This is a genomic window from Burkholderia sp. YIM B11467 (genome assembly GCF_052952715.1).
The window spans coordinates 1,510,550-1,526,031 of sequence record NZ_JBQVSQ010000001.1 but is presented as its reverse complement, the minus strand read 5'-3'; the positions used below and the strand labels follow the sequence as shown (position 1 = coordinate 1,526,031).

13 protein-coding genes are annotated in these 15,482 nt (G+C 66.1%); 5 read left to right on the top strand and 8 right to left on the bottom strand.

Features of this window, described 5'->3' with window-relative positions; all coding sequences use genetic code 11:
- Nucleotides 1–47 precede the first annotated feature (47 nt).
- Nucleotides 48–479 (bottom strand): Tautomerase enzyme, encoded by a 432-nt coding sequence (locus tag ACTRWB_RS06955; RefSeq protein WP_446901359.1) that lies wholly within the window; start codon nucleotides 477–479, stop codon nucleotides 48–50.
- Nucleotides 480–604: 125 nt separating this feature from the next.
- On the opposite strand from ACTRWB_RS06955, the gene ACTRWB_RS06950 reads away from it, so the two are divergent.
- The gene (locus ACTRWB_RS06950; RefSeq protein WP_446901358.1) at nucleotides 605–1,201 is read left to right on the top strand and encodes a TetR/AcrR family transcriptional regulator; all 597 of its coding nucleotides are present in this window, start codon (nucleotides 605–607) and stop codon (nucleotides 1,199–1,201) included.
- A gap of 93 nt (nucleotides 1,202–1,294) precedes the next feature.
- On the opposite strand, the gene opcM is transcribed toward ACTRWB_RS06950, so the two are convergent.
- From opcM to ACTRWB_RS06930, 4 genes are read right to left on the bottom strand one after another with little or no spacing between them, the layout of a single operon-like run.
- On the bottom strand, nucleotides 1,295–2,830 hold the full coding sequence (gene opcM / locus ACTRWB_RS06945; RefSeq protein ID WP_446901357.1) for a multidrug efflux transporter outer membrane subunit OpcM: 1,536 nt from the start codon (nucleotides 2,828–2,830) through the stop codon (nucleotides 1,295–1,297).
- 10 nt (nucleotides 2,831–2,840) lie between these two features.
- Nucleotides 2,841–6,041, bottom strand: a complete 3,201-nt coding sequence (gene ceoB / locus ACTRWB_RS06940; RefSeq protein ID WP_129515857.1) for a multidrug efflux RND transporter permease subunit CeoB — start codon at nucleotides 6,039–6,041, stop codon at nucleotides 2,841–2,843.
- 45 nt (nucleotides 6,042–6,086) lie between these two features.
- On the bottom strand, nucleotides 6,087–7,304 hold the full coding sequence (gene ceoA / locus ACTRWB_RS06935; protein WP_048245883.1) for a multidrug efflux RND transporter periplasmic adaptor subunit CeoA: 1,218 nt from the start codon (nucleotides 7,302–7,304) through the stop codon (nucleotides 6,087–6,089).
- Between the two features lie 31 nt (nucleotides 7,305–7,335).
- Nucleotides 7,336–8,196, bottom strand: coding sequence for an alpha/beta hydrolase (locus ACTRWB_RS06930; RefSeq protein WP_048245885.1), 861 nt, complete (start codon nucleotides 8,194–8,196; stop codon nucleotides 7,336–7,338).
- A 174-nt stretch (nucleotides 8,197–8,370) separates the two neighbouring features.
- Here ACTRWB_RS06930 and ceoR point away from each other — a divergent pair, with 174 nt between their 5' ends.
- From ceoR to ACTRWB_RS06910, 4 genes are all read left to right on the top strand, one after another.
- A complete protein-coding gene (gene ceoR, locus ACTRWB_RS06925) occupies nucleotides 8,371–9,375 on the top strand; it encodes a putative multidrug efflux transcriptional regulator CeoR (RefSeq protein ID WP_048245886.1) in 1,005 nt (334 codons plus the stop codon).
- A 404-nt stretch (nucleotides 9,376–9,779) separates the two neighbouring features.
- Nucleotides 9,780–10,073: a DUF4148 domain-containing protein gene (locus ACTRWB_RS06920; RefSeq protein WP_446901356.1), complete on the top strand. Its 294-nt coding sequence runs from the start codon at nucleotides 9,780–9,782 to the stop codon at nucleotides 10,071–10,073.
- 706 nt (nucleotides 10,074–10,779) lie between these two features.
- On the top strand, nucleotides 10,780–11,391 hold the full coding sequence (locus ACTRWB_RS06915; RefSeq protein WP_446901355.1) for a M35 family metallo-endopeptidase: 612 nt from the start codon (nucleotides 10,780–10,782) through the stop codon (nucleotides 11,389–11,391).
- 13 nt (nucleotides 11,392–11,404) lie between these two features.
- Nucleotides 11,405–12,163: a hypothetical protein gene (locus tag ACTRWB_RS06910; RefSeq protein ID WP_446901354.1), complete on the top strand. Its 759-nt coding sequence runs from the start codon at nucleotides 11,405–11,407 to the stop codon at nucleotides 12,161–12,163.
- Nucleotides 12,164–12,277: 114 nt separating this feature from the next.
- Here ACTRWB_RS06910 and ACTRWB_RS06905 read toward each other — a convergent pair whose 3' ends face one another.
- The 3 genes from ACTRWB_RS06905 to selD form a co-directional block, all read right to left on the bottom strand.
- Nucleotides 12,278–13,357 carry a purine-nucleoside phosphorylase gene (locus ACTRWB_RS06905; RefSeq protein WP_048245889.1) on the bottom strand — a complete coding sequence of 360 codons (1,080 nt, stop codon included), beginning with the start codon at nucleotides 13,355–13,357 and terminating at the stop codon, nucleotides 12,278–12,280.
- Between the two features lie 285 nt (nucleotides 13,358–13,642).
- The gene (locus ACTRWB_RS06900; protein WP_446901353.1) at nucleotides 13,643–14,233 is read right to left on the bottom strand and encodes a LysE family translocator; all 591 of its coding nucleotides are present in this window, start codon (nucleotides 14,231–14,233) and stop codon (nucleotides 13,643–13,645) included.
- 73 nt (nucleotides 14,234–14,306) lie between these two features.
- Nucleotides 14,307–15,371: a selenide, water dikinase SelD gene (selD, locus tag ACTRWB_RS06895; RefSeq protein ID WP_129515863.1), complete on the bottom strand. Its 1,065-nt coding sequence runs from the start codon at nucleotides 15,369–15,371 to the stop codon at nucleotides 14,307–14,309.
- Between the last annotated feature and the right edge of the window lie 111 nt (nucleotides 15,372–15,482).

Genomic DNA, 15,482 nt, shown 5'->3' with positions numbered 1-15,482 from the left:
CCCCCCCACCGCCGGTCAACGCCTGACGGCTAGACCGTTAGTTGCAGTTACTGTGCCGCCGCCGCCGCGCTCTGGATCGAATCGACGAGCGACGCGTTGTCGTAGCGCCGTCCGGCAATCCCCCATCCGCCATCGACGGCATGGACGACATTCACCCAGACTTGCGCGGGCGTCAGCCGCCCGCCCGCGTGGCGCAGCACGATCGCGGTCGCCCGTTCGACGTATTGCTGCTGCTTGTCGGGCGCCGCGAGCGCGACGGCGGGCAGCTTCAGTTCGACGAATGCCGCGGGCTCCGCGCGTCCATGCACGAAGGTCCGGTGCCGCGGCAGCACGTTGAGCGTGCCCACCACGTTCGGCGCCAGGAACGCATTCCCGGTCAATCCTTCGACATCCAGCAGCGCATCGGTCAGCTCGGCAAACACCGGCCCCTCGTCGTCCGGCGTGAAAACCCCTTCGGATACTGTCAGCGTGATCGGCATCGCACTTCCTCCTGGTCAGGTCATCGGAATCGTGACGTGATATAAATATCAGTCACTCTCTATACATTAGACACTGATCGCTCTCTATTCAAGATAAAGAGCGATCACTCTGAAGCGAGCCAGTCATGCGTTATTCCGTCGAGCACAAGCACGAAACCCGCACACGCATCCTCGAGGCGGCGAGCCGCCTGTTCCGTCAGGAGGGATATGGCGGTTCGGGCATCGGTCCGTTGACGAAGGCGGCGGGCGTCACCAATGGCGCGTTCTACGGGCATTTCAAATCGAAGGGCGAAGCGTTCCGCAACGTCGTCCTCGACGGTCTGGAGCAGCTCCGCCAGGGCGTCGCGACGTTCAAGGCCGAGCATGGCGCGCGCTGGCGGCGCCCGTTCGCGGCGTTCTACCTCGGGCCGCGGCGCACCTGCGAACTCGGCGAGAGCTGCGCGCTGCCGAGCCTGTCGCCGGAAGTGATGCGCGCCGACGACGACACGCGCGACGCGTACGAACAGGCATTGCGGCAGATCGTCGACGAAGTGTCGTCCGGTCTGGGCGACCCGCCCGACGACGATCGCGCGATCGCATTCCTCGCGCTGCTTTCGGGCGGCGTCACGCTCGCCCGCGCGGTGCGCGACCCCGTGCTGGCAAAGCGGATTGCCGATGCCGTCGAGCGCTACGCGGTCGTAATCGCGGAACGCACGGACGTGAAACCGGAGCAGTCCGCATAACGGACGGCCAATAAAAAACCCCGATCCGCATCGTCACGGATCGGGGTTTCTCGACTCGCCGCCTGTTACGGCGGCCCGTCGCGAGCCGGTGCGTCAACGCACCGCGACTTCCTGCTTGCCCATCGCCGCGTCGCCGACCGCCGTCGGCGCCGCACCCCATCCACCGCCCAACGCGCGGATCAGGTTGACGGTCGACACGGCCTGCGCGCCGGTCAGCTGGTTCGCCTGCAACTGCGACACCAGCACCGACCGTTCGCTGTCGATCACGTCGAGATACGCGATCTCGCCTTCCTGATACTGCGTACGCGACAGCGTCGCCGCGCGGCGCGATGCATTGACGGCCGCATCCTGCGCGTGGATCTGGTCGTCGAGCAGGCGCAGATCGGCGAGATTGTCCTCGACCTCGCGGAACGCGACGAGCACCTGCTGCCGGTAGTTCGCGACCTGCTCGTCGTACTGCGCGCGCGCCTGCTGCACACCGGCCGCACGGCGCCCGCCGTCGAACAGCGGCAGCGTCAGCGCGGTGCCGGCGAACGGTCCGAGCAGGAACGTGCGGCTCGACCACATGAACAGGCTGCCGAGCGTCGACGCTTCATACCCGAACGCCCCCGTGATATCGAGCTTCGGGAAATACGCCGACTTCGCAAGGCCGATCCGCGCGTTCGCGGCCGCCATCGCGCGCTCGGCCGCCGACACGTCCGGACGGCGTTCGAGCAGCGCGGACGGCAGGCCCGGCGGAATCTTCACGCCGACCGGCACGATCGGCGTTTCCTTGAACGCGAAGTCCGCGGGCGCCTTGCCGAGCAGAATCGCGAGCGCATGCTCGGAGGCCGCGCGCCGGCGCGCGACGCCGACCGCATCGGCCTGCGCGGTGGCCAGCTCGTTCTTCGCCCGCGACACGTCGAGCTCGCTGATGTCGCCTTCGTTGAAGCGGCGCTGCACGAGCTTGAGCGCCTGATCGCGCAGTTCCACCGTGCGGCGGTACAGGTCCTGGTCCGAGTCGAGCTGGCGCAGTTCGAAGTAGTTCTGCGCGACGTCCGCCTGCAGCGCGAGCTGCACCGAGCGGAACAGCGCTTCGCTCTGTGCCTGGTCGGCACGCGACGCCTCGACGTTGCGGCCGACGCGGCCGAACAGGTCGGCCTCGTAGGACACCGTGCCCTGCGCGCGCCACAGCGTCGCGTTGGTCGGGCCGGTGCCCTGCGGCTGGAACTGCGACGCCGCCGACAGCCCTTCACGCGTCGGCCCGAAACCGGCGCCGATCTGCGGGAACCATTGCGAACGCGCCGAACGCGTCGCCGCGCGCGCTTCCTCGACCCGCGCGGCCGCGGCCTTCAGGTTCTGGTTCGCCGCGAGCGCCTGTGTCTCGAGCGAATCGAGCACCGGGTCGCCGAACACCGTCCACCATTCGCCGCGATGCGCGCCGTCCGACGGCTCGGCCGTCTTCCACGTGCCGGCCTGTTCGCCCTGCGCGAGCGTCGGCGCTTCCTTGTACGCGGCGGGCGTCGACGCATCCGGGCGCTTGTAGTCGGGGCCCACCGCGCACGCGGCGAGCAGCGTCGCGAGCAGGGTGCTCGCGGCCGCCACCTTCGCGAAGCGCATCAGGCCATTCGAGTTGTGCATGTTGTTCATCTTTCTATCCTCAAGCATCCGGTGCCGGTACGCCCGGAGGCGTCACGCCATAACCCGCCGAGTCCTTGCCGGCGACGTGGATCTTGCCGCCCGCGAGCGTACGCAGCACGACGTAGAACACCGGCGTCAGCATCAGCCCGAACAGCGTCACGCCGAGCATCCCGAAGAACACCGCGACACCCATCGCATGGCGCATCTCCGAACCCGCCCCCGTCGACGTGACGAGCGGCACGACACCCATGATGAATGCGATCGACGTCATCAGGATCGGGCGCAGCCGCATCCGGCTCGCCTCGATCGCGGCCTGGAGCGGCGTCCTGCCGTCGTGCTCCAGTTCACGCGCGAATTCGACGATCAGGATCGCGTTCTTCGCCGACAGCCCCACCAGCACCATCAAGCCGATCTGCGTGAAGATGTTGTTGTCGCCCTGCGTGAGCCACACGCCCGTCAACGCCGACAGAATGCTCATCGGCACGATCAGGATCACCGCGAGCGGCAGCGTCAGGCTTTCATACAACGCGGCGAGCACCAGGAACACGAGCAGCACGCTGATCGGGAACACGACGATCGCCGCGTTGCCCGCGAGGATCTGCTGGTACGTGAGGTCGGTCCACTCGAACCGCACGCCGCGCGGCAGCGTCTCGTGCGCGATGCGCTCGATCGCGGCCTGCGCCTGACCCGACGAGAAGCCCGGCGCCGGGCCGCCGTTGATGTCGGCCGCCGTGTAGCCGTTGTAGCGCACGACCATTTCAGGACCGAACGTCGGCGTCACCGTGACGAGCGACGACAGCGGCACCATCTCGCCCTTGTCGTTGCGCGTCTTGAGCTGCAGGATGTCGTCCGCACGCTGGCGGAACGGTGCATCGGCCTGCACACGCACCTGGTACACGCGCCCGAAACGGTTGAAGTCGTTCACGTACAGCGAGCCGAGATACACCTGCATCGTGTTGAACACGTCGGTGACGGGCACACCAAGCTGCTTCGCCTTCACGCGATCGAGATCGACGTTGAGCTGCGGCACGTTGATCTGGTAGCTCGTGAACAACGGGCCCAGTTCCGGCGCCTGCTGCGCACGCTTGATGAAGTCGTTGGTCGCATCCGCGAGCCGCGCATAACCGACCGCGCCGCGATCCTCGATCTGCATCTTGAAGCCGCCGAGCGTGCCGAGGCCGAGCACCGGCGGCGGCGGGAACACCGCGACGAACGAATCCTTCATCGCGCTGTACTGCTGGTTCAGCGCACCCGCGATCGCGCCGGCCGACAGCGCCTTGCCGTGCCGTTCCGAGAACGGCTTCAGCGTGACGAACACGATGCCCGCGCTCGAGCTGTTGGTGAAGCCGTTCACCGACAGCCCCGGGAACGCGACCGCGCTCTCGACGCCCGGCTGCTTCAACGCAATCGAACCCATGTCGCGGATCACCTTCTCGGTGCGGTCGAGCGACGCGCCGTTCGGCAGCTGCGCGAACGCGATCAGGTATTCCTTGTCCTGCGCGGGCACGAAGCCGCCCGGCACGACCTTCGACACCAGCACGGTCGCGCCGACCAGCACGAGGTACACGCCCAGCATCACAGTCTTGCGCGACAGCACGCCGCGCACGCCGCGGCCATAGTTCTCCGCGCCGCGATGGAACACCTTGTTGAAGCCACGGAAGAAGCCGCCGAGCACGCGGTTCATCACGCGCGTGAGCCAGTCTTCCTTCTCGCCGTGCCCCTTCAGCAGGATCGCGGACAGCGCCGGCGACAGCGTCAGCGAGTTGAACGCCGAGATCACCGTCGAAATCGCGATGGTCATCGCGAACTGCTTGTAGAACTGGCCGGTCAGGCCCGACATGAACGCGAGCGGCACGAACACGGCGACGAGCGTCAGCGCGATCGCGATGATCGGCCCGCTCACTTCCTGCATCGCCTTGTAGGTCGCCTGCCGCGCGTTCATCCCGCTTTCGATGTTGCGCTCGACGTTCTCGACGACGACGATCGCATCGTCGACCACGATCCCGATCGCCAGCACCATCCCGAACAATGACAACGCGTTGATCGAATACCCGAACGCGAGCAGCAGCGAGAACGTGCCGATGATCGACACCGGCACCGCGATCAGCGGAATCAGCGATGCGCGCCAGGTCTGCAGGAACACGATCACGACGATCACGACCAGCGCGATCGCTTCGAGCAGCGTGTGCACGACGGCCTTGATCGACGAACGCACGAACTGCGTCGGGTCATAGACGATCTTGTAGTCGATGCCCGCCGGCATGTCCTGCTTCAGCTCGGCCATCGTCTTGCGCACTTCGTCCGAGATCTGCAGCGAGTTCGCGCCCGGCGACTGGTTGATCGCCATCGCGACAGCCGGCTTGTTGTCGAGCAGCGAGCGCAGCCCGTATTCGGACGCGTCGAGCTGGATCCGCGCGATGTCGCGCAGGCGCGTGACGCCGCCGTCCGGCGTCGTCTTCACGACGATGTCGCCGAACTCGTCTTCCGTCTGCAACCGGCCGCGCGCGTTCACCGACAACTGCAACGGCGTGCCGGGCAGCGACGGCGACGCGCCGATCACGCCGGCCGCGACCTGCACGTTCTGCTCGCGAATGGCCTGCACGACGTCCTCGGCCGACAGCCCGCGCTGCGCGACCTTCTGCGGATCGAGCCACACGCGCATCGCGTAGTCGCCCGAACCCCACAGCTGCACCTGGCCGACGCCCTGGATCCGCGACAGGCGATCCTTCACGTTGATCAGCGCGTAGTTGCGCAGATAGGTCATGTCGTACCGGTTGTCCGGCGAGATCAGGTGGACCACCATCGTCAGCGTCGGCGAGCTCTTCACCGTGGTGATGCCGAGCCGCTGCACGTCTTCCGGCAAACGCGGCAGCGCCTGGTTCACACGGTTCTGCACGAGCTGCGTGGCCTTGTCCGGATCGGTGCCGAGCTTGAACGTGACGGTGATCGTCATGTTGCCGTCGCTGTTTGCCTGCGACTGCATGTAGAGCATGTCCTCGACGCCGTTGATCTGCTCTTCAAGCGGCGACGCGACCGTCTCGGCGATCACTTTCGGGTTCGCGCCCGGGTACTGCGCCTTCACGATCACGGACGGCGGCACGACTTCCGGATACTCCGAAATCGGCAGCAGGAACATCGCGATCACCCCGCCCAGCAGGATGATCACCGATAGGACTCCTGCAAAGATCGGCCGGTCGATAAAGAATTTTGAAATGTTCATGTGTGGCTCTGTCTGGTTGAACGCGGAATCGAAGCGGCGGGCCGCTTACGAATCCGCCTTCGCCGGTGCGGCCGGCTTCGCGTTGTCCGCCAGCGGCGCGGACGGCGCATCGCCTCCCGTCATCGGGACCATGTGCGGCTTCACCTGTTCGCCGGGGCGCACGCGCTGCGTGCCGTTCACGACGACGCGATCGCCGGCGGAAAGCCCGCTCACGATCACGCGCCGGTTGCCGTGCTGCATCCCCTGCTGCACTTCGCGGTACGACACGCGACCCTGCTGGTCGACGACGAACACGAACTTCTTGTCCTGGTCGGTGTTGATCGCCGCGTCGTCCACGAGCAGTGCCTGGTGCGGCGCGCTGCCGCCCACCTTCACGCGGGCGTAGAGGCCCGGGACGAGCGCGCCGTCCGCGTTGTCGAAGCGCGCACGCACGCGGATCGTGCCGGACGACGTGTCGAGCCGGTTGTCGACCGAATCGATCACGCCACTGCGCGAGTAGCCGGTTTCGTTCGCGAGGCCGAGTTCGACCGGGACCTTGCGGCCGTCACGCGCGCCGTTGATGTATTGCAGGTAGGTCTGCTCGTCCGCGTCGAACGACGCGTAGATCGGCGACACCGACACCAGCGTCGTCAGCGGCGCGGCCGACGCGCCGGCCGACACGACGTTGCCGACCGTGATCTCCGCGCGCGACACACGGCCCGACACCGGCGCGGTGATCCGCGTATAGCCGAGGTTGATCCGCGCCGTTTCCAGCGCGGCATCGCCCGCCTTCACGTTCGCCGCCGCCTCGCGGGCCGCGTTCTGCTTCTCGTCGTAATCGCGCTTCGCGATCGCGTTGTCGCCGATCAGCCGCTGCGCGCGCTGCCAGTCGGTCTGCGCGTAGCCGTTGCGCGCCTGGGCCGCCGCGAGCTGCGCAGCCGCGCGGTCGACTTCGGCCTGGTACGGGCGCGGGTCGATCACGAACAGCACGTCGCCCTTCTTCACGAGCGCGCCGTCCTTGAAATTCACCGCGACGATCGTGCCCGACACCTGCGGGCGGACGTCGACTTTCTCGATCGCTTCGAGGCGGCCCGAATAACTCTGCCAGTCGGTCACGGTCTGCGGCACGATGGTCGCGACGTCGACTTCGGGCAGCGGCGCCGCCGCTTTTTCGGGCGCGTTCGCGTTCACGCGCATCGCGCCGAACGTTCCGAGGCCGACGACGGCGAGCGTCACGATCGCGGCGGTCGCGATTCGGGAGCGGGAGGTGCGTAGGATGGCCATGTGGATCTCCAGTAAGCGTGGATTGGTTTGGTTATTCGGAACGGTTCGGCTGGCGCGCCTGGAAGCGGCACTGGAAGAAGCGCACGGCTTCCTCGAAGGCGGCTTCGTGCGTCGCGAGCGCGGCGTGCGTGATGTCCGGGTAGCGGATCACCTGCGTGAGCACGCCCGACGAGATCAGGCAGCCCGCATATTTCTCCGCTTCGACGTGCAATACGTCGTTCTGCGCGGTGACGACGAGCGTCGGCGGCAGCCCCGCGAGGCGCACCGATTCGAGCGGCGCCGCGTACGGGTGCATGCGTTGCGCCGCCTGCGGCAGATACGCGCGATAACAGGCCGCGCATTCGCGCGCGGTGATGTCGGAGGCAAGACGATCGGCGTCGCCGATGCGCGTCATGCTCGGGTCGAGCATCGGCCCGAACAGCGCCTGCGCGGCGATCGACACTTCGCCGCGGTCGCGTGCGATGAACGCGAGGCAGTTCGCGAGCTGGCCGCCCGCGTCGTGGCCCGCGACGCCAATCTTCTTCGGATTGCCGCCGAACGCACGGGCACGCGTCGCGGCCCACACGGCGGCGCGATACGCATCCTCCGGCGCGGCCGGAAAAGGAAAGGCCGGCGCGAGCGAATAGTCGACCGACACTACGAGAGCTGGTAAGCGTTCTGCTAAAAAGCGCGCGGCGAAATCGGCGTCTTCGAGCGAACCGCGCACGAAGCCGCCGCCGTGGAAGTAAAGCACTACCGGCAATCCGGTCTTGTCCGGGCGGCGGTAGAGGCGCAGCACGATGTCCTGCGCGTAGCCGGGAATTTCCACTTCGGCCACGGTCAACGCCGCGCCAGCCATGGCTTGCACGGGCAACGCGGCTTTCAGGAATTTGCTGAATTCAGAAGCGTCCATGACGATGCAGCATCCATTTCGAGATGGAACGAATTCTGGGTCCGGCAGACATTGGGATAAATGCCTATAATCCGGCAACACAATTCAACGACCCCGAACAATCCGAGGCTGCGTTCACCCACGAGGTAGCGCAGCCTTCTTGTTCCGGCGGCAAATTAGATTGCGGAGGTTGTGATGGACCGGCTTCAGGCCATGCAGGTGTTTACTCGCGTCGTCGATACAAGCAGCTTCACCAAGGCAGCAGAAACGCTCAGCTTGCCGCGGGCGTCCGTCACGACGATCATCCAGAATCTCGAAGCATTCCTCGGCGTGCGGCTGATGCACCGGACCACGCGCCGGCTGTCGCTCACGCCGGACGGCGCCGCGTACTACGAAAGATGCGTGCGGATCCTCGCGGACGTCGAGGAAACCGAAGCGAGCTTCCAGGCGAACAACCGGAAGCCGCACGGAAAGTTGCGTATCGACATGCCCGGCTCGATCGGACGGCTGCTCGTGATTCCGTCGCTGTGCGAATTTCATACGCGCTACCCCGACATCGACCTGCAGCTCGGCCTGTCCGATCGGCCGGTCGACCTGCTGCAGGAAGGCGTCGATTGCGTGATCCGCGTCGGCGCGCTGCAGGACTCGTCGCTCGTCGCGCGCCGGGTCGGCCTGTTCGAAGGCGTGACGGTCGCCGCGCCCGACTACCTCGAGCGCTTCGGCGAGCCGCAGACGATCGACGACCTGAGCCAGCACAAGGCCGTCAACTATTTCTCGAGCCGCACCGGCCGCACGATCGACTGGACCTTCCTGAGCGAAGGCAAGGAAATCGAGGTCAAGATGGACAGCATCGTGTCGGTGAACGACGCGGATGCGTACGTGACCTGCGGGGTCGAAGGCTTCGGGCTGATCCAGCCGCCGCTTTTCATGGTGCTGCCGCACTTGCGCGAAGGCCGGCTCAAGGAAGTCCTGCCCGGCGTCAAGCCGCTGCCGATGCCGATCTCGGTCGTGTATCCGCACAGCCGCCATCTGTCGCCGAAAGTGCGCGTGTTCGTCGACTGGGTCGCCGAAGTGTTCGACCGCTGCCCGCTGCTGAGCGGCAAGGGCAGCCTCGACGCGACGTGCAGCAAGCGCACGTTCGAGGAAGCCGAACGCGCGCCGGCGCTCGACACGCCGGTCATCAACGAGTGGGTCGCGTAATCGTCTGAACCAACACGCGCGGGCTGCGCAGCCCGCGCGTTGTCCCGCCTTCGTGCCGCGTGCCTGCGCGGCGCACCCGATCCTTCCCGAATCCGCAGCAAACCTTTGTGCCGAACGCGGCAATCGCCCGCGTGCGCCGTTGCGTGACGTTGCGCGTGGTCGTCGCACCCGCGTGAGGCCCGCGCCACGGGGCTGCCGGCGCCTTCCGCATAACCCTGCCGGCCATACGGATGACGATTGTTCCACTGACACGACAATTCAATTCGCGTCTGCCGCATTTATCGCGACGGAACAGATACCTAGAGTAAACCCTGTCGCGCACCTCGTTGCGCATCGAACAGATCCCGCTGAATGGGACCGGAGTAAGCGCCAAGGCGCCAACTCCGACAGACAGGAGTTACGTCATGAACCGCCGCCACCTTCTCTCCGCCCTGGCCCTCGCACTCGCCGTATCCGCACCGGCCTTCGCCGATTCGGGCACCCCGCATGCCGGCGACTACGGCAACACGTCGTGGTACTCGCAGCACTACGGCCCGCGCACCCGCGCCGAGGTCAGCGCGGAAGTCGAACAGGCTCGCCGCGACGGCACGCTCGCGTACCTGCGCAAGGCGAATTCGTATCCGCAAGGGCTCGAGTTCGCACAAGGCCCGTATCGCCCGATGCAGGAAAGCAACCAGCTCGCCGGCGGAGGCCGGTAAACGCGCAACGCCGCGCAGCGGATTGCCCGTGCGCGGCGTCGCGACACACCCATCGACGACTCGTTGAGTCAGTTAGTTGCAGGAGCACATGATGAACGACCCACTTCCTTCGTCGCTCGATCACTGGGACGACACCACACCCGTGTGGACGCCGTTCCGTTCGGCCCCGCACTCGCATTGAGCGCCGGCTGAGTCATCCGTCCGGCCATTACCTGCGCGGCACGCCGTCGCGCCACTCGCCCCAGTGCGTCACGATGTCCTGCACGAGCGGATTGCCCGCGCGGTACAGGTTTTCGGTCGCCGGGGTACGGCGCGCCGGCCACTGCGGCGCATTTGTGCCGCAGTTACAGCGACCGCTATTGCGACACGATTGGTGACATTACCTAAGGTCGATCCAACGACCAAGTCGCGTCAATGCCCGACACATCGATTGACACGGGCTGATTAGTCTGCCGGGGCGCGCTTACCGCCATACTCGTGGTCTATCGGCCGCATATCCCAAGTCCAAGCGGTCTCAATCCAGATCATCACGTCGGCCGGGCCAGCGAAAGAACACCTGTTCGCCGCAAGAAACCGCAGCCTTTCCTGCCTGCCATTCACACTTACCAATACTCATTCGTTCGGTTAGCCGCAATTTTGTGGATCATCGATCTAGTTCGGGCACTTAGCATCAGCACTCCAAATGATATCCATATGGAGAGCGCCCATGACAACGTCGTCACAGCCCAGTGTATCGCTCGACGGACCGCCAATCTGTCCGAACATGACGGATTCGGCGTTCAGGAAACGGATACTTGAATTGCGGGACGAAGCAGTCGAGATCACACTGCGACGGCGCATGGAACTGACGCGATGGAATCCGGCCACGGAAGCGCGAGTCATCGAGTGGTTCGGCTCGGCAAATATCGATACAAGACGCAGACTAACTTCGGGGCTCGATGCCCTGGCCAGGGTGATGGCTAATCTCGGCCCAAGAAACTTCGTCCGCATCGGTTCCGATGCCGACCGCGCAACAGGATGTCTGCCAAACACGAAACATCTCGACGCCATGGTCGCACATGTCTGTCGCCCCGACACCGCGACTCATACTATCGCGATCAATCTCCCGTTTTGCTCGCTACCCGAGCGATCAGCCGGAAACCTTTCCTCGCAGCAGCTGACCATCGTTCACGAGTGCGCCCATTTTGCTGACACTTTCGACGCGGGCGACCATCCAGCGGCATACGGTCGCTGGGCCTGCGCCCAGTTCGCGAAACGCTACCCGGGCATCGCGATCGGCAATGCAGACAACATCGCCTGGTTCATTCTGGCGCGTTGAATCGGAGCAACCCATGCGACATGCCCTCCCTGTCATACTCGGCGCCCTCCTGTCGCTCCCGATACAGGCCAATGCGTGCAAGATCCTGCTGACCGACAGCATGGAACTGCCGCTGAATTCGACCGAGATCGCCAACAGCGACCGACTCGCCGTCGTCAGACACTACCTGACCGCCAGGGAATGGACGCGCGAAGGGGCGGCGGCCTCGATCGACGCGACGGCTTACGATTGGGAAAACCGACCTAATCAACTCGCGCAGCAACGCGGTGCGCAGATGAAATCGTTTCTCGTGCAACTCGGGATGTCGCCCGACGACATCTACGTCGACGAGCGAATCGTGTCGCGCAGGAACGGCAAGCTCGATCCCGATGACAGAAAGCAGCTGTGGGTCCAGTTCGCTCCGAAATGCCCGCCTGCAGGGTGTCAGAGTCTCTGCAATTCGGCGGGTACGCCCGGTGTCGCCAGTTATGCCCTGACGCCCGAGACACCAGGGCCCCGGCCCGACTCGATCCGCTTTTCGTGCGGCGACAGCCGGGAGCCCACATCGGCGCGTTTTGTGACAACGGAACGCTGGACCGCACGCACACGCAATCAGACCTTGCTTTTACGAAATCAAGACCACAAGCCGTTGATGCACACCTGCTACCGGATCAGCACCAGTGCAACGCAATATATCGGCATGACGGACGAGCACGGTGAGACTGCGACCATGCAACTATTGGGGCCCGAATACACGCGCATCGAACTCATGCTCGCGCAACCCGGGCCGTGATCCTCTGCAGTCGGCCCCGCGAGCCCCAATCCGGTTGCTCCAGGCGATATTGACTCGCCCGGAGCTCGGCTACGCGTGAATGATCGAGTGACTCCAACGCGTCGCTAGACTCACTCACCTGCGCGGCACGCCGTCGCGCCATTCGCCCCAGTGCGTCACGATGTCCTGCACCAGCGGATTGCCCGCCCGGTACAGGTTTTCGGTCGCCGGGGCGAAGCCGCCCTGGTCCGCGTAGTTCAGCAGGTTGTCGGCGCTCGTCTGCCCCGCATACGGCCGGTCGAAATCGGACCCGGTGCGCAGCACCGCGACGCGCGACAGGTCGACCCGCTTCACGCTCGCCGCGCGCTTGAGCGCCTCATACGTCGCGTTATCTTCCTGCGCGGTCATGCAGTAGGTGCCCTTGCCGTCGGTCAGGATCTTGGTCCACTGGCGCGCGCGCTCGCCGATCAACGTGCCGGAGAACCACGTGTTGCCCGACGACGTGTCGCACTGGATCACCGTCGGCGGCCGGTTCGCCGGCGCATACGTGAACTTCGCGCGCGCGGCCTGCGCCTGCGCGCTGTCGGCGAGCACGACGTTGCGCGACAGCGCGTACGCGGCGTCGGTCAGTTGCGGGTTGAGCTGGAACACTTCGGTGCGGTAGTCAAGCGGCGGCTTGTCGTTCGGGCTCTTCGTGTTGATGCCGAGATAGCCCGTATTCCAGCCGGCCGGAATCTCGCGTGCATCGAGTTCCCACTGCAGACTGAAATCGACGAGGTACTTCGACCACGCGGCCGACCCGACCGTGCCTTGCGCGGGGTCGACGCCCGCGATGCCTGAGACCAGGAAATACGTGCGGCGCAGATCGAAGCGCTGCGAGAACGTGAGCGCCATGATCGTCGCGGTCGCGTTCGCGTAGCCCATGCCGGTCGTCACGACGCACACGTCCTGCTTGTTGCAGTGAACGGCCGGATAGTCGGGCGACAGGCCGGGCACGGTGATGTCGCGCCACGGGCCGAGCCGGTCGAGCCAGGCCTGGCCCTCCGGACCGAACATCGTGATGATCATGACCTTGACTGGGCGGCCCTGTGCACCGGTCTCGGCGAATGCATTGTTGCCTGCGTTGTTGCCCTGGTTGTCCTGCGCGATCGACGGCGCGGTCGCACAGGCCGCAAGCGAGAATGCGGCGGCGGAAAGAATGGAGCGAGTCAGCATCGGCGTTCCTTGTTTCGATGATGTTGGGTGAGAACGGCTCTCGGAGACTGCGCGAGGGAGTATAGAACGGGCATGCGCAATGCGGAACCCGGCTACGAAACGGCTGCCGGTGTTTCGTGCGACGGCGCGCGTGTTGCGTAACGCGGTGAGTCGCCGCGGATTCACACCATCGCGCCATCGCGCTGCATGACAACCATCAGGAATGCTATCCGGTTGGCAGGAACGAACGCCCGCCGACAGGCCGCCGATCGTCACACCCTTCCGCACCGGCCAACTGCCGATCCACTACACGCGCGCGAGCCCCGCCACCCCATAACCGAGCACGACCAGCGCGGCGACCACATGACTCGCCGCGAGCCACCCCGGCGACTTCACGACGCGCCCGATCGCACTGCCGCCGAACGCGAACACGAGCTGCCCCGTGAGGCTGCCGGCAAACACGCACGCGGCGCCCAGCAGCCAGTGCCGATGCGCGCCGGCGGCAGCCGTCGCGTAGCCATAGAACAGCAGGATGGTCAGCGGGTTCGCGAGCGTGACGAAGAACATCGACGTGAACGGGCGATTGCCCGGCGGCGGCGCTGCGCCATCGAGCGTGCGGCGCCGATCCCGCAGCGCCTGCCACAGCATCCGTGCGCCCATGGCGAGCAACACGAGCGCGCCGACGACGCGGAACAAAGACAGGTGCGACGCGAGCGTGCTCGCGAGCATCGCGCCGATCGTGAATGCGACGACCGCATAACAACCGTCGGCAGCGGCGACGCCCGCCGCCGCGCGCACGCCGGTGGCAGTGCCGGCGCGCATGCCGTAGTTCGCGATCATCAGTGCGACGGGCCCGACCGACAGCGCGATCATCAGCCCGAACAGGAAGTCGTTCATCGGTCGTCGATGCGTTCGAGGGAACGCATCGATTCTAGCGACCGCAAAAATAATCCCGTGCGGAAATTCCGCGTCAGGCGACGTCGACGCGCGCGGGCCCGTCCACCATCTCGCCGATCACGGCCGCACGATCGAAGCCGTCGGCGCGGAAGCACGCGAGGACTTCGTCGACCGCTTCCGGCGCACACGCGACCAGCAGGCCGCCCGACGTCTGCGGATCGGTCAGCAGCGCCTGCGCGACAGGCGGCAGCCCGTCGGCCAGCCGCACATCGGTGCCGTACGCGGCCCAGTTGCGACCCGACGCGCCGGTGAACACGCCGTCGGCGACGAACGCCTCGACGCCCGCGAGCCACGGCAGCGACGCATAGTGCACGCGCGCGGTGAGATGCGCGCCGCGCGCCAGTTCGAGCGTATGGCCGAGCAGCCCGAAGCCCGTGACGTCGGTCAGCGCGTGCACGCCCGGCAACGCGGCGAGCGCGGTGCCCGGCCGGTTCAGTTTGGTGGTCGTCGCGATCATCTGCGCGTAACCCGCGGCGTCGAGCTGGCTCTTTTTCAGCGCGGCCGACAGCACGCCGACGCCGAGCGGCTTGCCGAGCACGAGCACGTCGCCCGCGCGCGCGGCCGCGTTGCGCTTCACGCGCGACGGATGCACGACGCCGATCGCGGCGAGCCCGTAGATCGGCTCGACCGAATCGATCGAATGGCCGCCCGCGACCGGAATGCCGGCGTCCGCGCACACCGCTTCGCCGCCGCGCAGCACGGCCGCGATCGTCTCGTGCGGCAGCACGTTGATCGGCATGCCGACCAGCGCGAGCGCGAGGATCGGCTTGCCGCCCATCGCATAGACGTCGGACAGCGCGTTGGTCGCCGCGATACGGCCGAAGTCGAACGGATCGTCGACGATCGGCATGAAGAAGTCGGTCGTCGCGACGATCGCCTGCTCGTCGTTGAGCCGGTAGACGGCCGCATCGTCGGACGTCTCGGTACCGACCAGCAGATCAGGGAACAGCGCGGGCGGCGTCGCGCGCTTCAGCAGCTCGGACAGCACGCCCGGCGCGATCTTGCAGCCGCAGCCGCCCCCGTGCGACAGGCTCGTGAGGCGCGGAACGGCAGGCTGGGCTTGGGTGGCATCGGTCATCGTCGGCATCCGGTGAATAACAACGTTCCATTATCGACAATTCCGCGCGAACGCGCCCGATACCCACATAATTGACGCCGCCTGCCTCTCCCGCCCTGCCTACACCTTCGT